The 19,903-nt window shown below is 69.4% G+C and carries 23 protein-coding genes; 7 read left to right on the top strand and 16 right to left on the bottom strand.

The window, feature by feature from the left end:
- From gspN to gspG, 8 genes are all read right to left on the bottom strand, one after another.
- Positions 1-810 carry a type II secretion system protein N gene (gspN, locus tag ACREYQ_RS16370; protein ID WP_432258556.1) on the bottom strand — a complete coding sequence of 270 codons (810 nt, stop codon included), beginning with the start codon at positions 808-810 and terminating at the stop codon, positions 1-3.
- The gene (locus tag ACREYQ_RS16365) at positions 810-1,427 is read right to left on the bottom strand and encodes a type II secretion system protein M (protein WP_432258555.1); all 618 of its coding nucleotides are present in this window, start codon (positions 1,425-1,427) and stop codon (positions 810-812) included. Before ACREYQ_RS16365 ends, gspN begins: the two co-directional genes overlap by 1 nt.
- A 16-nt stretch (positions 1,428-1,443) precedes the next feature.
- Complete coding sequence (gene gspL, locus ACREYQ_RS16360; RefSeq protein ID WP_432258554.1) at positions 1,444-2,898, bottom strand: type II secretion system protein GspL; 1,455 nt, start codon at positions 2,896-2,898, stop codon at positions 1,444-1,446.
- A gap of 271 nt (positions 2,899-3,169) precedes the next feature.
- Positions 3,170-4,207, bottom strand: a complete 1,038-nt coding sequence (gspK, locus tag ACREYQ_RS16355) for a type II secretion system minor pseudopilin GspK (protein ID WP_432258553.1) — start codon at positions 4,205-4,207, stop codon at positions 3,170-3,172.
- Positions 4,204-4,911 (bottom strand): PulJ/GspJ family protein, encoded by a 708-nt coding sequence (locus ACREYQ_RS16350; RefSeq protein WP_432258552.1) that lies wholly within the window; start codon positions 4,909-4,911, stop codon positions 4,204-4,206. The genes gspK and ACREYQ_RS16350 overlap by 4 nt, the downstream gene beginning before the upstream one ends.
- Complete coding sequence (gene gspI, locus ACREYQ_RS16345; RefSeq protein WP_432258551.1) at positions 4,889-5,299, bottom strand: type II secretion system minor pseudopilin GspI; 411 nt, start codon at positions 5,297-5,299, stop codon at positions 4,889-4,891. Before gspI ends, ACREYQ_RS16350 begins: the two co-directional genes overlap by 23 nt.
- The gene (locus ACREYQ_RS16340) at positions 5,296-5,796 is read right to left on the bottom strand and encodes a GspH/FimT family pseudopilin (protein WP_078198187.1); all 501 of its coding nucleotides are present in this window, start codon (positions 5,794-5,796) and stop codon (positions 5,296-5,298) included. The genes gspI and ACREYQ_RS16340 overlap by 4 nt, the downstream gene beginning before the upstream one ends.
- Positions 5,797-5,830: 34 nt before the next feature.
- Positions 5,831-6,298, bottom strand: coding sequence for a type II secretion system major pseudopilin GspG (gene gspG / locus ACREYQ_RS16335; RefSeq protein WP_432258550.1), 468 nt, complete (start codon positions 6,296-6,298; stop codon positions 5,831-5,833).
- A gap of 218 nt (positions 6,299-6,516) precedes the next feature.
- On the opposite strand from gspG, the gene ACREYQ_RS16330 reads away from it, so the two are divergent.
- The 5 genes from ACREYQ_RS16330 (at position 6,517) to ACREYQ_RS16310 (ending at position 10,729) form a co-directional block, all read left to right on the top strand.
- On the top strand, positions 6,517-6,969 hold the full coding sequence (locus ACREYQ_RS16330) for an RrF2 family transcriptional regulator (RefSeq protein WP_432258549.1): 453 nt from the start codon (positions 6,517-6,519) through the stop codon (positions 6,967-6,969).
- 92 nt (positions 6,970-7,061) lie between these two features.
- Positions 7,062-8,282, top strand: a complete 1,221-nt coding sequence (hmpA, locus tag ACREYQ_RS16325; protein ID WP_432258548.1) for an NO-inducible flavohemoprotein — start codon at positions 7,062-7,064, stop codon at positions 8,280-8,282.
- 112 nt (positions 8,283-8,394) lie between these two features.
- Positions 8,395-9,072, top strand: a complete 678-nt coding sequence (locus ACREYQ_RS16320; RefSeq protein WP_432258547.1) for a type II secretion system protein N — start codon at positions 8,395-8,397, stop codon at positions 9,070-9,072.
- A 152-nt stretch (positions 9,073-9,224) separates the two neighbouring features.
- Positions 9,225-9,821 carry an EF-hand domain-containing protein gene (locus ACREYQ_RS16315; RefSeq protein ID WP_432258546.1) on the top strand — a complete coding sequence of 199 codons (597 nt, stop codon included), beginning with the start codon at positions 9,225-9,227 and terminating at the stop codon, positions 9,819-9,821.
- 413 nt (positions 9,822-10,234) lie between these two features.
- On the top strand, positions 10,235-10,729 hold the full coding sequence (locus tag ACREYQ_RS16310) for an Lrp/AsnC family transcriptional regulator (protein WP_078198652.1): 495 nt from the start codon (positions 10,235-10,237) through the stop codon (positions 10,727-10,729).
- 90 nt (positions 10,730-10,819) lie between these two features.
- On the opposite strand, the gene ACREYQ_RS16305 is transcribed toward ACREYQ_RS16310, so the two are convergent.
- Complete coding sequence (locus ACREYQ_RS16305) at positions 10,820-11,518, bottom strand: GNAT family N-acetyltransferase (protein ID WP_432258545.1); 699 nt, start codon at positions 11,516-11,518, stop codon at positions 10,820-10,822.
- Positions 11,519-11,851: 333 nt separating this feature from the next.
- Here ACREYQ_RS16305 and ACREYQ_RS16300 point away from each other — a divergent pair, with 333 nt between their 5' ends.
- Both ACREYQ_RS16300 and kefC read left to right on the top strand, forming a co-directional pair.
- Positions 11,852-12,406 (top strand): NAD(P)H-dependent oxidoreductase, encoded by a 555-nt coding sequence (locus ACREYQ_RS16300; protein ID WP_432258544.1) that lies wholly within the window; start codon positions 11,852-11,854, stop codon positions 12,404-12,406.
- A complete protein-coding gene (gene kefC, locus ACREYQ_RS16295) occupies positions 12,403-14,217 on the top strand; it encodes a glutathione-regulated potassium-efflux system protein KefC (RefSeq protein WP_432258543.1) in 1,815 nt (604 codons plus the stop codon). The genes ACREYQ_RS16300 and kefC overlap by 4 nt, the downstream gene beginning before the upstream one ends.
- A gap of 21 nt (positions 14,218-14,238) precedes the next feature.
- Here kefC and ACREYQ_RS16290 read toward each other — a convergent pair whose 3' ends face one another.
- From ACREYQ_RS16290 to paaA, 7 genes are all read right to left on the bottom strand, one after another.
- Positions 14,239-14,856, bottom strand: a complete 618-nt coding sequence (locus ACREYQ_RS16290; protein ID WP_432258542.1) for a TetR/AcrR family transcriptional regulator — start codon at positions 14,854-14,856, stop codon at positions 14,239-14,241.
- A 23-nt stretch (positions 14,857-14,879) separates the two neighbouring features.
- Complete coding sequence (locus ACREYQ_RS16285) at positions 14,880-15,683, bottom strand: DUF1835 domain-containing protein (RefSeq protein ID WP_432258541.1); 804 nt, start codon at positions 15,681-15,683, stop codon at positions 14,880-14,882.
- A gap of 196 nt (positions 15,684-15,879) precedes the next feature.
- Positions 15,880-16,968, bottom strand: coding sequence for a 1,2-phenylacetyl-CoA epoxidase subunit PaaE (gene paaE / locus ACREYQ_RS16280; RefSeq protein WP_432258540.1), 1,089 nt, complete (start codon positions 16,966-16,968; stop codon positions 15,880-15,882).
- A 27-nt stretch (positions 16,969-16,995) separates the two neighbouring features.
- Positions 16,996-17,556: a 1,2-phenylacetyl-CoA epoxidase subunit PaaD gene (gene paaD / locus ACREYQ_RS16275; protein ID WP_432258539.1), complete on the bottom strand. Its 561-nt coding sequence runs from the start codon at positions 17,554-17,556 to the stop codon at positions 16,996-16,998.
- Between the two features lie 31 nt (positions 17,557-17,587).
- Positions 17,588-18,439, bottom strand: coding sequence for a 1,2-phenylacetyl-CoA epoxidase subunit PaaC (paaC, locus tag ACREYQ_RS16270; protein ID WP_432258538.1), 852 nt, complete (start codon positions 18,437-18,439; stop codon positions 17,588-17,590).
- A gap of 10 nt (positions 18,440-18,449) precedes the next feature.
- Complete coding sequence (paaB, locus tag ACREYQ_RS16265) at positions 18,450-18,737, bottom strand: 1,2-phenylacetyl-CoA epoxidase subunit PaaB (RefSeq protein WP_012354162.1); 288 nt, start codon at positions 18,735-18,737, stop codon at positions 18,450-18,452.
- A gap of 29 nt (positions 18,738-18,766) precedes the next feature.
- Positions 18,767-19,786 carry a 1,2-phenylacetyl-CoA epoxidase subunit PaaA gene (gene paaA, locus ACREYQ_RS16260; protein ID WP_432258537.1) on the bottom strand — a complete coding sequence of 340 codons (1,020 nt, stop codon included), beginning with the start codon at positions 19,784-19,786 and terminating at the stop codon, positions 18,767-18,769.
- Positions 19,787-19,903 lie beyond the last annotated feature (117 nt).

Raw genomic sequence — 19,903 nt, 5'->3', positions numbered from 1 at the left:
TCAGAACTGCAGCCTGGTCACATTGTTGTCTCGTCGTCCCAGCAGGCTCAGCAGGCTGGTCAGCTGCGTCGCCGCTTCGGGTTCGGCGTGGGCGGTGCCTTCGAAGCGCGCCTGCCGCCCGAGCGTGCCGCTGCCCTCCAGGTACAGCGGGCCCGCGATGGTGCTCAGTTGCAGCTTGCCGCCGCCTTCGCCGGTCCAGTCGATCTCCGCGCGGTAGCTGCCCAGCGGGCGCAGCCGGCTGACCGCGGCCGACACCTGCTCGATGCGCAGCGTCATATGGCCGCTCATGCCCGTGCCCGAAAACCGTCCCTGCAGCGTGGACCAGTCCACGCGCATCAGCCCGTCCGGGCGCAGCGTGTTGAACGGCGCGCCAACGCCTTCCAGCAGCGACGCGGGCAGCCGGATGGCGCCGGACTGCGCGGTCCAGCCCAGCGGCGTCGCGGTGACGGCCACCGGCGCGGCCATGGCCTCGGAGTGGCTCAGCACCACCCGTGCCCGGCCAGTCAGCAGCGGCCAGAACGCCAGCGTCCATTGCAGCCTGCCAGGCAGCACGGTGGCAGTCTGGCTGCCGGCGCCGGCAGACAGTGCCAGCGTGGCGCTGCCATGCCACAGCGAGCCGCTGGCATCGGCCAGCAGCACCCGCCCCTGCGTCTGCGCGGCCACGCGCGCGGCGATCCAGGTCGCCGGCAGCATTGCCACCGTGGTCACCGCGGCGCTCGCCAGGCCCAGGCCGAGCCAGCGCAGGCGCCGCCACGTGGCCGGCTGGCGCAGCGCGCGGCGCGGCAGGCGCAGGGTTTCCAGCCGTACCATCAGCTGCGTCCGCCCGGACCCTGCAGGGTCGCGGTGACGTTCACCAGCGCCGTGGCGCCGACATAGACGATGCGGGCATCGACCACCTTCATGCGCTGCTGCTGGCGCACGTCCTGCAGCCAGCTGCTGACCGCGCCGAAGGGCACCTTGTCCAGCTGCACCTGCACGCTGTTGTCGGCGCCGGCGGCCAGCCGCGTTGCCTTCAGGCCGTACTGGCCCAGGCTGTCCTGCAGCGCCTGCGTCAGCGCGTCGCCGCGCAGGGACGGCGCGGGCGAGGCCTTCATGCCGCGGGCTTCCTGCGCCAGCGTTTCCATTTCGGCCAGGTCGGCACGCAGCTTGGGCAGGTTGCGCGCCACCCGCTCGCGGCCGTCGGCGGCCGGCTCCCACAGCAGCAGGTAGCCGACCACCAGCGCCAGCACCGCGCCGCCGCCGGCCAGGATGGCCTGCTCGCGCGGGTTGCGCGCCGACCAGAAGGCGTTGAAGTGTTCCTGCCACGCCTGCGGCACGGACGGGCGCAGCCGCGCCAGGCGCGCGCGCAGGCTGGAGGCTGCCGAGGTCGCGCCGGGCCTGCTGGCGCGTGGCGTCTGGCTGCGGGCAGAGTCTTTCAATGGGTTCATGTTGCGCGTGCGCCGGTTACAGGCCGGGCTTGATGGTCCAGCGCGAGCCGGGTGTCACAGGCGTCCCGGCACTGGTGCCAGTGCTGCCTGACGCGTTGCCGGCCTTGTCTTCTTCCATCTGCAGTCCTGCCTGGCTTGCCGCATTGCGCAGGCCGGCCGTGTCCGTGCCGGGCTTGAGCGTCACCACCAGCACGCGGCCGCGGTACTCCAGCGCCTGCAGCCCGTCGGGCGGCAGCCGGCGCGCGGCCTGGGCGAAGCGGTCGGCCAGCGGCAGGAAATCTTCCGGGGTGCTGCGGCCGCTGGCGATGCGCAGCTGCTCCACCTGCCGGCGCATCTGCAGCGGTGCATCGAGCACCGTCTGGATCTGCGGGAAGGCGCCACGCAGCGTCTGCAGCTGCGCGGCTTCCAGCCGCTGCTGCTCGTTGCGCAGCAGCAGCCAGTGTGTGTTCATGCCGATGATCTGGACCAGCACGATGCCGGCCAGCAGCGCCAGCGGCAGGCGCCATGCCACCAGGTTCCAGCGGTCGGCGCGGCCCTGCGCGAACTCAAACTGTGCCAGGTCCAGCGCCGGCTCGCGCAGGCAGTCCTGCGCACCGTCGATCCACAGGCGCCAGCCGGCACGGGCGGCCTGGCGCAGACCGGGCACCGGCGCCATCGCGGCGGCGTCGGCATCGGCATACCAGGTGCCGTCCGGGGCAAGCGCCTGCCAGGCGGCCAGGGCGTCGTCGCCCAGCAGCAGGCCGTAGCCGGCATGCGCACTGGTGCGCACGGTCAGCTGCCACTGGCGCGCGGTGCTGGCTGCGGTGGCCGGCAACTCGCCGCCTATGGCATCGCTCAGCTCGCCATTTCGGGCCAGCTCGCTGGCGGCGGCTTCGACCACCAGGGTGGCGGGCTGGGCCGGTGCCGGCAGATCGTCGGCCGGCGCGAGCGTCGGCTCGGCGCCGGCTTCTGCTTCGGCAACCGCGGCCAGCGGCACGCACAGCTGCGCGGCCAGCACATGGCGGCGGCGATGCTGGTGTTCGGCGAAGGCATCCAGCACCGCGCGCAGCCAGGCGCGGTCGGCCACCATCAGCAGGCGCTGGCGAGGCCCGCGCGGCCCACGGGCAGGGGTGCTGCCGTCGAGCGCGGGACCAATGCCGATATGGCATGGCTGCGCGTCGGTGGCAAGCGCATCCTCGACCAGGTTGGGCAGCGCCAGTTTCAAACGCGCGGGCGGCAGCGGCGGCACGCTGGCGCTGGTCAGCAGCACGTCGCTGGCGGCCAGGATCAGCACCAGGCGCTCGGCCGCCGGCAAGTCGGCGATACGGGCGTGGCCTTCTCGCAACACTTCTGGCGCAGCACGAGCCTGGCCGCGCCGTGCGGGGTCGGCCAGGGCCGTGCGCACCAGCGCGAACGGCAGGGCGCCGAACTGCCACGGTTGCGGCTGGTCGTGCGGCCGGTGCGGCAGGCGGACGTACAGGGTGGTGCTCAAGATGTCCTTGCTCAGGCTTCAGTAGAACGGCTCGATAAGGCGCATGGCCCGTGGGGTTGCGCCCCGGATCGCCCCGGCGCTGGCAGCCTGCCGGGGTGCGGGGATGCCGTCGGGCGGCCTGTGAGGCCGTGCCGCGGCGGGTGGGCTGGTGCCACGCTCGCGCCAGCGCCGCAGCATACCTTGCCTGCGTGACTAAATCGCGTCAATACCATTCTCCCCGGCTGCCCGGACGTGCGGCTTTCATATGTGCGCCAGACCGCGTTGCCATGGTTCAGCGCAGGTCCGGCAGCCGGTCCGCATCCTGGATCCAGATCACGCGGGTGGTGTTGGCCGCACCGAGCGGTTCGCCGCGAAAGATCAGCGACACCTGCAGCCGGCTGGCGCGCTCATGCCGCACCAGCCCGTAGACCAGGAAGTAATGCGTGCGCACATCGAACAGGTTGCCGAGGTTGGCGGTGCTGGCCTGCGGCGCCACGGCGGCCAGCTGGTTCTGCAGGTTGCCGATGTTGTTGAAGTAGGCGCGGTCGCGCTGGCGCACCAGCTCGCGCGCGCGCTCCAGCGGCAGCTTGTCGATCACGGCTGCCAGCACTTCGGCGTCAGCGGTATTGGCGTTGACCAGGGTGCGCTCGGGCAGCACGATGACAAAGGGTTCGAGCACGGCCACCATTTCAGGCGTGTAGCCAGGCAGCGCCAGCAGGCCCTGCACGCTGTCGAGCGGGCGCGGCGCCGGCCGGCCGGATGAATCGCCCGCTTGCGCGGCCTGCAGCATGAAGCGCGCGGTGGTCTCGGCCAGCGACGGGTTCAGGCCCACGGTCTGCAGCAGGCGGCCGTAGGCGGCCAGCGCCGTCTGGTCGATGATTGCCACGCGCCCGACCTGGCCGCCGTCGCCGCTGGTGGCGGACCACGTCACCAGGTTGGCAAGGTTCAGGCGCGCCTGCGCATCCAGGATGCGCCCGGACAGGAACGAGGTCTCGCCCGCGACGTCGGTGCGCAGCGACGCGCCCAGGAAGTCCGACAGCCGGGTCTCGGCGATCGGCACCGCCCACGGCTCGCCCAGCTCATCGACATTGCTGCGGCGCTGGTCGTCGCGCAGGATCAGCCGCGCCCAGTCCACCGCGGCGCGCTCGATCCAGGTGGCCTGGGCCTGCAGCCGCTGGTTCTCGATGGCGCGGATCTGCACCTGCTGCCGCCACAGCATGCCGGACACCACCACCACGGCCAGCGTCACCATCAGCAGCGCGGTGACCACGGCCGCGCCGCGCTGGCGGCGCAAGGGCAGGGGACGGGGCTGGCGGCAGGCGTGCGTCATAGCCCGGTCACGCAGATCTTCTGGAACTGCCGCGGCGCGTCGCCGTCGCCCATGCGGGCGAAGATGGTCAGCTCCACTGCGCGCACCGCGGCGGTGGGCAGCGCCGCGCCGGCGGCCGAAGCCGCCACTGCGCTGGCGGCGTTGCCGCTGAACAGCGCGTTGCGGATCCGGTTGCTGTCGACCTGCCAGCCGCCGGGCTCCACCCACGCACGCGTGCTCATGCTATCGACGTCGGCCAGCACGCGCCGCACCTGCGCGCCGTTGGCCCCGCCCTGGCGCAGCGCCAGCAGGGATGATTGCAGCGCCGCGCGGCTGTCCACCGGGGGTGCGGCCACGCGCACCAGCGTGTTGCCGTCTAGCTGGTAGGACAGTGCCTGCCAGGTCGGCGGCTGGCCTTCGTCGCGGCGGTCGCGCACCAGCAGCACCCGGTTCTGGCCGATCTCGACCGGACTGGCCTGCAGCAGCACGGGGCTGGCCAGGTGCTCGCAATCGGCCTGCCACTGGCCGTAGAGGACCTTCAGCGCATCCAGGCGCGCGTCGTGGTCGGTCAGCCGTTCGCGGCTGCGCGTGAGACTGTCCAGCGCGCGCCAGCCGATCACGGCCATCACCGCCAGCAGGGTGATGGCGACCAGCATCTCCAGCAGCGTGAAGCCGCCGGCGAATCTGCGCCCGCGCCGGCGCTCAGAGCACGTTGCGGGTTTCATTGGGGACAATGGTGACCAGCCACGCCAGCCGCACGGACTTGTCGGTGGCGGAGGGGTAGACCGCGATCTCGACGCGGCGGAAAACCGGGTTGGGCGTGGCCGACACGGACTGCTCGCAGTACAGCGGCGTGCCGCCCTGCGGGCAGGTATAGCCGCTGACGCCGGGTTCAGGCCAGGTCTTGGCCAGGCGCAGCGAGGCCAGGTGGTTCTCGGCGCTCCATTCGGCCAGCATGCGGGTCTGCAGCGAGGCGCTGGCATCGACCATCGAGCCCATCGCGCGCATCGCCGCGGTCAGCGCCACGGCCAGGATGGTCAGTGCCACCAGCACTTCGATCAGCGTGAAGCCGCGCGCGCGCCGGCGTCGGGGAAGGAGAGCGCGGTGCGTCATGGCGTGCTGGCGAAATAGCGGCCGCTGCCGTCGCCGGCAACGTCCACGCGGATATCGCCGCGCACCAGCACCAGCCGCTGCGGGGCATCGATCAGCTCGCGCCCGAAGATAAGCCGCGGGGGGCTGTTGGTGCCGGTGGCGCGCCCGCCTTCGGCGACGATGACCTGGTCCAGCGCCAGGCGCCAGTGGCCGGGGGCAAACACGTCGGTGCGCATGGGGATCCAGCCGTTGGGGCTTGACTCCAGGAAGCGCCAGCCGCTGGCATCGCCCTCCCACGCGATCGGACGGGCGCCCAGCTGCGCCTCTTCCTGCGCCAGTTCGAACAGCCGCGCGATGCGCTGGCCGTCGTCGAGCACGCGGCCGCGCTCGTTGGGCGAGGCATTGACCGCGACCAGCGAGATCACGATGCCGGCGATCACCATGACCACCAGCAGCTCCAGCAGCGTGAAGCCGCGGCGCCGCTGGCGGGGCGCGCGGCGGTGCGGCGCCGTGGTCATGATGGGTGCGGCAAGGGTGGCGGCGGGACTGGGCTTATTCCCAGTTGCCGATATCGGCGTCGTTGCCGGTGCCGCCAGCCTGGCCGTCGGCACCGTAGCTGAACACGTCGATCTCGCCGCGCACGCCGGGGTTCAGGTACTGGTACGGATGGCCCCAGGGATCCTTGGGCAGTTTTTCCAGGTAGCCGCCGCCCTTCCAGTTATTCGGGATCGGCTCGGTGGTGGGCTTGACTACCAGCGCGCCCAGGCCCTGCTCGGTGGTGGGGTAGCGGCTGTTGTCGAGGCGGTACAGCTTGAGCGCCTGCATGATCGACGAGATGTCCTGGCGCGCGGCCACGATGCGGGCCTCGTCCGGGCGGCTCATGATCTTGGGCACCACCAGTGCCGCCAGCACGCCGAGGATCACGATCACGACCATGATCTCGATCAGGGTGAAGCCGCGCGCGCGGCGGGCGCGCTCGGAACGGGCGGGGCGGGCGATCTGGGTAGTGAATCTGCGCATTGTTGGTGGACCTCTTTGCTTGAAAGGCGGGACCCGCGCCAGGGGGCTGGCGGGGCCGGGTTCGCCAATCAGTATAACCGGCGCCTTATGACTCTTTTATGGGCACGCCGGGCGGGACCCTGGGAAAGTCGGATCCGAATCACAAAGCGCGCGGGGCGTCATTCGGCCCGGAAAATAAACTTGCATCCTGTATGCATCTTTTTTAAGATGACGCCACGATGCAACTGACCCGCTTCTCCGACTATGCGCTGCGCCTGCTGATGTACGTCGCCCGTGGCGACGGCACCCGGCCGATCACCATTGCCGAGGTGGGCCAGCAGTTCGACATCTCGCACAACCACCTGGTCAAGGTGGCGGCGCGGCTGTCGAAGCTGGGCTGGATCAGCGCCACGCGCGGCCGCCACGGCGGCCTGCAGCTCGGCCCCGGCGCCGGGCGGCTGACCATCGGCACCATCCTGCGTGAGCTGGAAGGGCACAAGGCGGTGATCGACTGCGACAACCCGCCCTGTGCGCTGAGCGGCAACTGCCGCCTGAAGCGCGCGCTGGACGTGGCCGAGCAGGCTTTCTACCGCACGCTGGACGACGTCACGCTGGCCGATGTCACCGGCAGCCAGACGGCCGAGTCGATCATCCGCCTGCATCGAGATTTCCTGAACCGGCGTACGGCCTGAGCGGCCTGGTCCGCGCGGGCCGGCGTATGCCGGTTTTTTGTTGAGCTAAAACATGCATTTAATTTGCATGAAATAAAACGGAGTGATTCCTGATGCTGTCCGCTGCTTCCCGCCCCTTTATCGATGCAAGCGTGCCCGTGCTGCGCGAGCACGGCCTGGCCATCACCACGCATTTCTACCGCGAGATGTTCGCCGACCGGCCCGAACTGACCCAGTTGTTCAACATGGGCAACCAGGCCAACGGCAGCCAGCAGCAGTCGCTGGCCTCGGCCGTGTTTGCCTATGCGGCCAACATCGATAACGCGGCGGCACTGGGGCCGGTGGTCGAGCGCATCGTCCACAAGCACGCGGCCGTGGGCATCACGCCCGCGCATTACCCGATCGTCGGCCGCCACCTGCTGGGCGCGATCTCCGCGGTGCTGGGCGATGCCGCCACGCCGCCGCTGCTGGCTGCCTGGGACGAGGCCTACTGGCTGCTCGCCGGCGAACTGATCGCCGCCGAGGCGCGGCTGTACCAGCGCACCGGCGTGGCCGCCGGCGAGCTGACGCCGGTGCGGGTGGTGCGCCGCGAAGTGCAGGGCGACCAGGTGGTGGCGTTCACGCTGGCCGCCGCCGACGGCCAGCCGCTGCGCGACTTCCGCCCGGGCCAGTACATCAGCATCGAGGCGCGCCTGGACCACGGCACGCGCCAGCTGCGCCAGTATTCGCTGTCTGCCGAGAGCGGGCTGCCGACCTGGCGCATCTCGGTCAAGCGCGAGGACGGCGACCAGGCGACGCCGGCCGGCGCGGTCTCCAACTGGCTGCACGCCAATGCCCGCGAGGGCACCGGGCTCAAGGTGAGCGCGCCGTTCGGCGAGTTCACGCCGGTGCTGGAAAGCCGCCGCCCGCTGGTGCTGCTGTCGGGCGGCATCGGCATCACACCGATGCTGTCGGTGCTGCGCACGCTGGCCGCGCAGGGTTCGCAGCGCCCGGTGCTGTTCGCCCATGCCGCCCGCAACGGCCGCTACCATGCCCACCGTGCCGACCTGCAATGGGCGCGCGAACGCCTGCCGGAACTGGCGGTGCACATCAGCTACGAGAGCCCGGAAGCCGGCGATGTCACCGGCCGCGACTATGACCACGCCGGCACCATGCCGGTGGCCGAGCTGCTGCGCCAGCCGGACCTGCAGCGCTTTGTCGATGGCCGCTTCTACCTGTGCGGGCCGCTTGGCTTCATGCAGGCGCAGCGCCATGCGCTGGTCAGCGCGGGCGTGCCGGTGGCGCATATCGAGCGCGAGGTGTTCGGCCCCGACCTGCTGGACGACCTGCTTTAAGCAGCACCGCCGCGCTGGCGCGGCAGACAGCGTCATGGGGCTCTGGTACGCTTGGCGCGTCTGCGCTTGCGCGCCATGACCCGCCCGAGCGGGTATCCAGGGTACCGATCCCATGCAACTGTCCCTCCGGCCTTCGTTCCGCTTCGATGCCTCGGCGGCCTGGCTGCCGCGCCTGGCCAGCCTGGTGCTGTTTATCGCGCTGTGTGCGCTGGCGACGTACTGGGTGCTGGCCTTCAGTGCGATGCGGACCATCCCGGTGCCGCAGAGCGCGCGCGTGGCGCAGACCGAGGCAGTCGAGACCGGCGCGGTCGCCACGCTGTTCGGCGGCTCGGCCCAGGGCGGCCCGCGCGATGTGCAGCTGCTCGGCGTGGTGGCAGAAGTCGGCGGCGGCGCGGGCGCGGCGATTGTGTCGCTCGATGGCGGCCCGGCCAAGGCGGTGCGCATCGGCGCCGACCTGTCGCCGCAGATCCGGCTGGTGGAGGTGCGCCAGCGCGCGGTAGTGATCGAGCGCAACGGCGTGCGCCAGGAGATCGTGCTGCCGGTGCAGGCCGGCGCCACGCGAGGCGCGCCGCGCGGGGCCTCCGCATTGCCCACCCCGCCCTCTGGCGCCGCTGCGCCGATGGCAACACCCGTGCCACCCCCGGCGCCAGCCACAAGCCCGGCTGCGGCAGGGTCCCAGCAGCCCGCTCCGGAATCCCAGCCGCAGCCGCAACCGGTCGATCCGCGCCAATACCAGCCCGTGACGGCTCCGCAGGCAGCCGGCGAAGGCCAGCCGGCACCAAAAGACTAGCCCGAACACCCGATTATTCGTCCTGGCTTGCATTCGCTTACGCCCTGCAGGCCTTTCTGTGAGGCCGGTAACATCGTATTAAAAGCGCCAACTTTCGTTCATCGTCTGCGTTCTAATCCGTACATGCCCAACGTGATGAAAAGGAGCAAGACATGCAACGCAATCACAAGACGCAGATCCTGAAGCAGTTCCTGGCCGCATCGGCGGCCCTCCTGGCCGCCGGCGGTGCTTTTGCCCAGGCCAGCGCGCCAGCCGCGCCCGCCGGCAAGCCCGGCATGGAGCGCCACCACATGGGCCACGGCGGCGGCATGTGGATGAAGTCGATCGATACCGACGGCGATGGTTCGATCTCCAAGGCCGAACTCGACGCCTGGTTCAACAAGCTCGACGCCAACCACGACGGCAAGATCGACCAGGCCGAAATGGACGCTTACCGCAAGTCCATGATGGCTGAGCGCCACGCACGCATGCAGGCTGCCCTTGACGAGAAATTCAAGGCCGCCGACAAGAACGGCGATGGCGCGTTGACCAGGGCCGAGGTCGCGGCCGGCCTGCCGGGCCTGGCCAGGCACTTCGACCAGCTCGACACCAACCACGACGGCAAGCTGACCCGCGACGAAATCCGTGCCGGCATGGAGAAGATGCACCGCGAGCACGAGCAACGCGGCGACCGCGGCCCGCGCGGCCAGGCTCCGGGCAGCCAGCCGGCGCCCGCGACCCCGGGTGGCCCGTCCGCCAGCGGCGGCTGACCGGCCCCGGCAGGGCCGCGCCAGCGGGCCCTGCCAGCGATGCCAAAAAGCGCGCGAGCCTGATGGCGTGCGCGCTTTTTCTTTGCCCGTTGCCCGATGGCACGCGTCCGGGGCAGCAGGAAGTCTCTGACCTGATCGCCAAACGCCCGTAGAATGCCGCTTCCCTGTTTGCCGGGCTTGGCACCATCCTTGCCTGCTTCCGGCGGCGGGGCGCGTCCGCGATACGCGGCGGCGCCACCAGACAGGTATTGCCCAGCCCGACCGGCTGCCGCACATGTGACCGATAAGGCTGCCGATTCATCCGAATCGGGCCCGAATCGGGCGCAATTGCACAAAAAATTGCGTACATGTGCACGGCTTGCTAAATTTGCGCAAAAAAATTGCCAATAAACATATTGCGGAGCAACAATATCGTGAGCAAGGTGGAGTTGGACAAGATCGACCGGAAGATTCTGGAAGTGCTGCAGACCAACGGCCGGTTGACCAACCTGGAGGTGGCCGAGCGTGTGAATCTGTCGCCCAGCCCCTGCCTGCGCCGCATCCGGCGGCTGGAGGAGATCGGCGTGATCCGGCAGTACGCGGCGCTGCTGGAGCCCAACAAGATCGGGCTGGGTCTGCTGGCCTATATCAATGTCCGGCTGGAGAAGCATGGCGGCGCGGCCAAGGGCAAGGCGCCGCTGGACCTGTTCCGCGCCTCGATCGCGGTCTGGCCGGAGGTGGCCGCGTGCCACGCCATGACCGGCGAGATGGACCTGCTGCTCAAGGTCTACGTGGAAGACATGGAGCACTTTGCGCGCTTTATGCAGGAACAGCTGCTGGCACACCCGTCGGTGATCGACGTGCGCTCCAGCTTTGCCCTGGAAAGCATCAAGGACACCACGGCGCTGCCGGTGGGCGGCGCGGCCTGAAGCGGCAAACCTGAGTCCGGAAGCAGAAACGGCGCATCGTTGCGATGCGCCGTTTCTGTCGTTGCCGCGGGGCCAGCCAGGCCCGCGGGCTCAGGCAGTATGCTTCTGCGGCACCATGGTGCGCCAGAAACGCAGCCCGAAGCGGCGAGCGTCGCGCAGGTTGCGGCGCACCGCGTAGTCCAGGTCGGCGAGCTGCTCGTCCAGCGCCTCGGACAGGCGGCTGGCGGTGTCCGCCGGCGGCAGTTCCAGGTAGGCATCGGCTTCACCGTAGGCATATTGCACCTTCATGCCGGCCTTCTTGGCGATGTGCATCATCGCGGCGTTGCGCGACAGGCAGTGCATGTACAGTGTGCGCACATTGGTATTGCGGCCATGGATGGCGGCACGCTCGAACAGCGCGCTGCCGATGCCGCGGCCGCGGGCGCTGCCCGAGACCGACACGCCGAACTCCGCCACGCGCCCCTGGGCGTTGTCGCGCAGGTTGGCGAAGTGGCCCACCCCGATCAGCTCGAGCTTGTCGTCGTAGACGCCGAACACGCTGTCATGGTCGAAGTCGATGCTGTCGACATAGGCTTCGATCACGTGGTCGCCCACCGACTGGCCGAAACGGAGCAGGCGATCCTCCTCGCCCAGGGCGAGGAAATGCTTCAGCAGGCGCGAGCGGTGATGGGCCGCCAGCTCGCGCACCAGAACGGTGGCGCGCTGGGTGGCCTGTGCGGCTTCGGCTGCCTTGCGCAGATCTTCGTCGGTCAGTGCGCCGACGGCCTTGCTCAGTTCGAGCGGATTCACTTTTTTTCCTTTCTGGGTGCAGTCACAGATAAAAATAGGCACTGCCGCAGTGTTTTTCCAGGCACTTCTCTCTGGGTCGGTGCGGAACTCGGGGAAACACCAGCTTGATGCGACACGAAAAGTATTGTAGTGGAATTGTCAGTTTGACGTAAGCTTCCCGCGCCGCAGCAAGCCGTCATCTCGCCACTGTGTTGCTAAAAATCAAATAAAATCAATGGCTTGAAAAAATGTGATGAATTGTTGCACGGTGCTGGTTGTGGATTTGCTGCAACGCCGCAATTTCTCGCCTGACCCAGGATTTTTCCCGACTACTCGCCAGCCGATCGCCTTTTGATGACCGAGCCCCCAATCGTTGTGATCTACGCTCACCCTACGCCCAGCCGTTCACGCGTTAACCGGCCGCTGGCCGATGCGCTGGGTGCGCTGCCGCAGGTACAGGTACGCGATCTCTACCGCAGCTATGTCGATTACGACATCGACGTTGTCGCCGAGCAGCGCGTGCTGTCGGTTTCGGACACCATCGTGCTGCAGTTCCCGGTGCGCTGGTACAGCGTGCCGGCCTTGCTCAAGCTGTGGCTCGATGAGGTCCTGGAGCCGGGCTGGGCATACGGGCCCGGCGGTACCGCGCTGCGCGGCAAATCGCTGCTGGTGGTGGTCAGCACCGGCGGCACGGCAGACGCTTACGGCCCGGAGGGTACGCATGGCCACCCGATCGCGGACTTCCTGCTGCCGCTGGAGCAGAGCGCCTTGCTGTGCGGCATGAACTGGCTGCCGCCGGTGGTGCTGCACGACGCCAACAACGCCGACGCCCAGGCGCTGGCCGACCATATCGCCCACGTCTGCGGGCGGCTGGAGACCCATGCCGCACCGGCGGAGGTGCGGGCATGAACCAGCACGACTTCCTGATTGCGCTGCTGGTGTTCCTGGTGGCGGCGGTAGTAGCGGTGCCGCTGGCGCGGCGCAGCGGCCTGGGCGCGGTGCTGGGCTACCTGCTGGCGGGGGCGGCGATCGGGCCGTTCGCGCTGCGCCTGGTGACCAATGTCGAAGCGATCCTGGACTTCTCCGAGTTTGGCGTGGTGCTGATGATGTTCGTGATTGGCCTGGAGCTGGAGCCGCGCAAGCTGTGGGCGCTGCGGCGGAGCATCTTCGGCTATGGCGGCGCGCAACTGGCGGCCTGCGCGCTGGTGATCGGCACGGTGGCGGCGCTGGCGGGCGCGCCCTGGCAGGTGGCGCTGGTGGCGGGCCTGGGGCTGGCGCTGTCGTCCACCGCGATCGCGCTGGCGACGCTGACCGAGCGCAACCTGTTCGGCACGCCGGCGGGGGCCGCCAGCTTTGGCATCCTCCTGTTCCAGGACATCGCCGCGATCCCGATGATCGCACTGCTGCCGCTGCTGGCCACGCAGGGCGCCGAAGGCGCGGGCCCGGGCGCGGCCGGGTGGCTGGCGGCGGGCAAGGCGGTGGCGGTGATCGGCGCGGTGGTGGCCGGCGGCCGCTACCTGGTGCGCCCGGCGCTGCGGTTTATCGCCGGCACCGATATGCGCGAGATGTTCACCGCGTTTGCGCTGCTGCTGGTGGTGGGCATCGCGCTGATGATGGACGCGGTGGGTTTGTCGATGGCGCTGGGCACCTTCCTGGCCGGCGTGCTGCTGGCCGATTCGGAGTACCGCCACGCGCTCGAGGCCGACCTGGAGCCGTTCAAGGGCCTGCTGCTGGGGCTGTTCTTCATGGCGGTCGGCATGTCGATCGACTTTGCCGTGCTGGCGCGCTCGCCCTGGCTGGTGCTGGGGCTGGTGGCCGCCTTCGTGGTCGCCAAGACCACGGTGCTGGCGCTGCTGGCGCGGCATTTTGCCATTGCCCGCGGCCAGCGCCTGCTGTTCGCGCTGCTGATCTCGCAGGGCGGCGAATTCGCCTTCGTGGTGTTTGGCGTGGCCGGCACCGCCGGCCTGCTGCCCCGCGAGACCGAGGCGCTGCTGGTGCTGGTGGTGGCGCTGTCGATGGTGGCCACGCCCCTGCTGCTGCTGGCCTACGACCGGCTGGTGGCGCCGCGCCTGGGCGCGGGCAAGGCACGGCCCGACGACGCCATCACGCCGCAGCACAATCCGGTGCTGATCGCCGGCTTCGGGCGCTTCGGCCAGATCATCGGCCGCCTGCTGTACAGCCAGGGCGTGGGCGTGACGGTGCTGGACCACGACCCCGACCAGATCGAATTCCTGCGCCAGTACGGCTTCAAGATCTTCTATGGCGACGCCACCCGGCTGGACCTGCTGGAGGCCGCCGGCATTGCCGACGCGCGCATCCTGGTGGTGGCCATCGACGGCATGGACGAGAGCCTGGAACTGATCGACCGCGTGCGCGAGCGCTTTCCCGAACTGCAGATCTACGCCCGCGCGCGCCATGTGTCGCATGTCTATCAGCTCAAGGACCGCGGCGTGCACCTGTTCGAGCGCGAGATGTTCGAGGGCTCGCTGATGCTGGGCCGCCGCGTGCTGGAGGGGCTGGGCTTCGATCCGGCCGAGGCGCGCAACGTGGCGCTGCGGTTCCGGCGCCACAACATCCAGGCGATCGACCGCTTCTATCCGCACTACACCGACCAGAAGAAGCTGGTCTCGCTGGCACGCCAGGCGCGCGACGAACTGGAAGAGATGTTCCGCCAGGACCGCGAGCAGCGGCGCCAGCGCGAAGAGGCCGAGTGGATGTAAGAGCCGGCGCGCCCGGCCGCCTCAGCGCCCGGCCGCCGCCCGGCCGGGCAGGCCGCCTTCGAGCAGGTCGACCACCGTCTCGGCAAACTCGGCATAGGACAGCCGGCCACCCGGTTTGAGCCAGGTGAAGGTCCAGTTGATCATGCCGAAGATGGTCATGGTCAGCGCGGTCTGGTTGTCGCGCGTGACGCGCTCGGGATAGGCCCGGCGCAGCAGGCGCGAGAACGCCGCGACCACGTCGCGCTCGCGGCCCAGGATCAGGTCGCGCTGGGTCTCGGCCAGGAACTTGACGTCGTTGATCAGCGCGATATGGCGCGTCTGCGAGGTCTCGTACTCGGCCAGGAAGGCGCGGATCAGGTTGGCGAAGGCTTCCTTGTCGGTGCGGGCGTGGCGCTCGGCGTCGGCTTCGACTTCCGTGACCAGCAGCATCAGCCGGCGCGTGTAGCGGTCCAGCAGGTCGAACAGGATCGCTTCCTTGCTCTCGTAATAGTGGTACAGCCGCGCCTTGGAGGTGCCGCAGGCGGCGGCCAGGTCGGCCATCGAGGTGCTGGGGTAGCTGCTGTTGGCAAAGGCGGCGGCGGCCAGGTCCAGGATCTGCTCGCGCTGCGCCTCGAAATCGGGTGCCTTGGTACGGGCCATGTTCTTCTGTTTATTCGCCGCCGTTATTCGCCGCCGCTTCCGCTGCTACCGGTATGGCGGCGCAGTTCGCACGTGTCCAGCGAGTCGGCGTTGCCGCGCAGCACCAGCTGGCCCATGGCGATCAGCTCGCGGCAGCGCCAGAACACGAACCAGTCGCTGGCCAGCAGGCCCTCGATCGCGCCCATCACGCTGCCCACCACCTGCGCCGCCGGGGTCCAGTCGGACGGGGCGCGTTCCATGATGATGTCGTCGATGGTGTGGTACGCCGCCGGCACCAGCGTATTGCCCTTCCACAGCCGCACGTCGGCGTTTTCCTTGACGTTCTGCTGCCACTCGTAGCCGAGCCGGCCCAGCCGCAGCACCGAGACCGGGGCGATGGTGGAAAAGCGCCGCGCCAGCCGCGCCGGCGAGTACATGCCGATGGCCGCCAGATTGCCCTGCACGGGCATTTCCAGCTCGCGCAGGTCCATCGCGACTTCATTGATCCGCTGTGGCGCCTGGTAAAGGTGGAACACCACCCGGCGCAGCATCAGCTGGTCGGCCGCGCTCTGGCCGTGCCAGACCGCCACTTCCATGTCGTCCTGGCGCAGCGCCTGGAGCTGGTCCAGCGCCTGGCGCATCTCGGCGCCGAAATCGATGTCGGTATGCGGGGCGACCCGCTGCCAGAAGCCGGAGCGGATCAGCCCGGTGCTGTCGATGTCGGCCAGCGGACCCACGGCAAGGTCGTCGCGCAGCACCACGACAGGATCCGGCCGCGCGGCCTGGGCCAGTGCCTGGCGCAGGGTCGTGCCTGCTACATCACCGTTGACGACGTGGATATATTGCATGGCCGTGATTGTATATGGGTGGGGCGGTTCGCTGGCGCCGCCGCGGCGGCGATGCGACAGGCGCAAGCGCCGCCCGCACTGTCACGGTCCTGCAAGCATCGCGCCAGCAGGAAGCCGCTTGCCGCCATTGTAGCCACGGCCCGTGCCGGCCCATGCCGGCCATTGTCTGAATACGCACGCCCCCGGCGCGCCGGGATCAGCGTTCGTCGTAGCTGACCACCACCCGCGGCGTCAGCGCGCGCGCCTGGCAGGTGAGCACGAAACCCTTTTCCATTTCCCACGGCTCGAGCGTGTAATTCTTTTCCATTTCCACCTTGCCTTCCAGCACCTTGGCGCGGCAGGTGCAACAGACGCCGCCCTTGCAGGCGTAGGGCAGGTCCAGCCCGGCGGCCAGCGCGGTGTCGAGCACGTTGGCATCCTCCAGCGGCAGGCGCATGCTGTGCTGCTTGCCGTCCAGCACCACCACCAGCTCGGCCGTGCCGGCCAGGTCGGTGTGCACGGCAGCCGGCTTGCGCCTGGCCTGGGCCAGCGGCACGCCGAAGCGCTCGGCATGGATGCGGTGCGGGTCGAGGCCCGCGTCGCGCAGCGCCGCCTCGACCTCGTCGATCATCGAGGCCGGCCCGCACACAAAGGCCGCGTCGATGTCGTCCACCGGGATCAGGGTCTGCAGGAAGGCCGTCACGCGGGCGTGGTCGAGCCGGCCGTGCAGCAGCTCAACCTCCTGCGGCTGGCGCGACAGCACGTGGTAGAGCGTGAAGCGCGCCAGGTACTGGTTCTTCAGGTCTTCGAGCGCCTCGGAGAAGATGATGCTGTCGACGTTGCGGTTGCCATAGACCAGCGTGAAGCGGCTGAGCGGCTCGGCCTGCAGCGTGGTCCGCACCAGCGACAGCACCGGCGTGATGCCGCTGCCGGCGGCAAAGGCCACGTAGTGGCGCGCGGCGCCGGCATCGAGCGGCACGTGGAAGCGACCGTCGGGGGTCATCACGTCGATCATCTGGCCCGGGGCGATGACGTCATGCAGGTGCGTGGAAAAGAGCCCGTCCTCGACCAGCTTGACCGCCACGCGCAACTCGCCGCGTTCGTCGTAGTCCTGCACCGCCGAGCAGATCGAGTAAGAGCGGCGCAGGTCCTTGCCGTCGACCGGCGCCTTCAGCGTCAGGAACTGGCCCTGGGTGAAGCGGTAGGCGTCGCGCAGCGTGTCCGGCACCTCGAAGGCGATCGAGATGGTGTCGGCGGTCTCGGGGCGCACCTGCGCCACGCGCAGCGGGTGGAACTGTGGGGTCATGGCAGCCTGGCTTCGGCCCGGCGGGGCTCAGTAGGGTTTGAAATAGTCGAACGGCTCGCGGCAGTCCAGGCAGCGGTACAGCGCCTTGCAGGCGGTCGAGGCAAAGCGCGAGATCTCCTGCGTGTGCACGCTGCCGCAGCGCGGGCAGGCGACCGCATCGGGCGCACCGGCGCGGGCGGCGCGGGGCACGAAGCGAAGCGACTGCGCGGCGGCCGGCGCACCACACTGGCCCGGCGGCGCAATGCCGAAGGCGCGCAGGCGCTCGCGCGCGGCCGGGGTGATCCAGTCGGTGGTCCAGGCCGGCGCCAGCACGGTGCGGATGCGCCACGGCGCCAGCCCGGCGCGGTCCAGCGCCCGGCCGATGTCCTCGGCGATCTGTGACATCGCCGGGCAGCCGGAGTAGGTGGGCGTGATGACGATCTCGATCACGCCGCCGGCAGCGGGTACGACATCGCGCAGAATCCCCAGGTCGCGGATCGACACCACCGGGATTTCCGGATCCGGCACTGCCTCGAGCGCCGCCCATGTCCGTGCGATGCGCTCATCGCGGGCGCGGTCGTTGCGCAGGGGGAGGGTGGCGACGTTCATGTTGGTCAAGCCTTTGCGGCGAAGCGTGCGCTTACCATTGCGCGCCCGGATGGGACCGTGCCAGCCCCTGCATCTCGCCCAGCAGGTAGCCCATGTGTTCGGAATGCACGCCGTGCTTGCCGGTCGACACAAAGCCCGTGGCCTGTGGCAGGGTCAGCGTGGCGGCCTGCAGCGTCTCGGCAACGGTGGCGTCCCAGGCCGGGCGCAGTGTGGCCGTGACCACGCCGACGCCTTGCACGGCGGCCTCGGTCTCGACCGCGTCTTCGGCAAAGCACTCGTTCATATAGGGCAGCAGGTGTTCCAGCGCGCGCCGCATGCGCGCGTGCGACGCCTCGGTGCCGTCGCCCAGGCGCACCACCCAGCCGGCCGCGTGGTGCAGGTGGTAGCGCGCTTCCTTGACCGACTTGGCGGCGATCGCGGCCAGTTGCTGGTCGCGGCTGGCCAGTAGCGCCTCCCACAGTTCGACCATCAGTGCGCTGTACAGGAAGTTGCGCATGATGGTGACGGCGTAGTCGCGCTCGGCGGCGGCGTTGCCGGCCAGCGGGCCGCGGTGCGGCAGTTCCAGCAGCGTCCAGTTGCGGAACTCGCGCTCGGCGCGCCAGTATGCATAGTCGTCCTCGTGGCGGGGCAGGCCGGTCAGCTCGCCTTCGAGCTCGCCGGCGCGGCCGTACAGCAGCCGCGCCTGGCCGATCAGGTCCAGGCTGATGTTGGCCAGCGCGATGTCTTCTTCCAGCACCGGCCCGTGGCCGCACCATTCGGCGTTGCGCTGGCCCAGGATCAGGGCGTTGTCGGCCAGGCGCAGCACGTAGCGCAACGCGGCGGCGCGCGCCGGCCGCAAATGATCCAGCGAGGCAGGCACGGAGGGCTGTGGGGACGCGGTCATCGTGCGGGCCTTACATGTGGTTGACTTCGTCGGGCAGCTGGTAGAACGTCGGGTGCCGGTAGATCTTGTCGGCCATCGGGTCGAACAGCTCAGGCTTTTCCTCGGGCACGCTTGCGGTGATGGCTGCCGACGGCACTACCCAGATCGACACGCCCTCCTGGCGCCGCGTATAGACGTCGCGCGCCATGTGCAGCGCCTGCTGCGCGTCGGCGGCGTGCAGGCTGCCGCAATGCTTGTGTTCCAGGCCTTGCTTGCTGCGCACGAACACTTCCCACAGCGGCCATTCCTTGCGTTGCATGGTATCTCCTCCGTCCTCGGACGCTAGGTTCAGGCGGCGGCCCGGCTGGCGCGGGCTTCGCGTTCGGCCACCTTGGCGGCATGCGCCAGCGCGGCTTCGCGCACCCAGGCGCCGTCCTCGTGCGCTTTCACGCGGGTGGCCAGGCGCTCCTTGTTGCAGGGGCCGTCGCCGTTGATCACGCGCCAGAACTCATCCCAGTCCAGCGGGCTGTGGTCATAGTGGCCACGGTCGGCATTCCATTGCAGGCCGGGATCGGGCAGGGTCACGCCCAGCACGCGCGCCTGCTCGACGGTGGCATCGACGAATTTCTGGCGCAGGTCGTCGTTGGAGATGCGCTTGATGCCCCAGGCCATGGTCTGAGCGCTGTTGGTCGAGGCCGCGTCGGGCGGGCCGAACATCATCAGCACCGGGAACCACCAGCGGTCGACCGCGTCCTGCACCATCTCGCGCTGGGCATCGGTGCCGCGCATCATCGCCAGCAGCGCATCGAAGCCCTGGCGCTGGTGGAACGACTCTTCCTTGCAGATGCGGATCATGGCGCGCGCGTACGGGCCGTACGAGCAGCGGCACAGCGGGATCTGGTTCATAATCGCCGCGCCGTCGACCAGCCAGCCGATCACGCCCACGTCGGCCCAGGTCAGCGTCGGGTAATTGAAGATGGACGAATACTTGGCGTGGCCGCTGTGCAGCGCATCGACCAGGTCGTCGCGCGAGGCGTCCAGCGTCTCGGCGGCGGAATACAGATAGAGGCCGTGGCCGCCTTCGTCCTGCACCTTCGCCAGCAGGATGGCCTTGCGCTTGAGCGACGGCGCCCGGCTGATCCAGTTGCCCTCCGGCAGCATGCCGACGATTTCCGAGTGCGCGTGCTGCGAGATCTGGCGCACCAGCGTCTTGCGGTAGGCCTGCGGCATCCAGTCCTGCGGCTCGATCTTGCCGTCGGCGGCCATGCAGGCATCGAACGCTGCCTGGCGGGCGGCTTCGTCCTGGGGTGCGCTGGCCTGCGCCGCATCGGCGTGCTGGCCGGGCAGGTCAAGACTCTGCGTATACATGTCGTCTCCTCTGGCGGGGTCGCCGCACGACTGCCTCCGGGGCGGCTGGCCCTATTATATATAAGCCGACCGGTCGGTCAATTTAAGGGGAAAACCTGCTTTCCGGGCCGTGGCTTG

It is taken from the genome of Cupriavidus sp. TMH.W2 (genome assembly GCF_050847365.1).
Classification (GTDB): Bacteria; Pseudomonadota; Gammaproteobacteria; order Burkholderiales; family Burkholderiaceae; genus Cupriavidus.
This window is presented reverse-complemented; position numbering and strand designations above follow the sequence as displayed.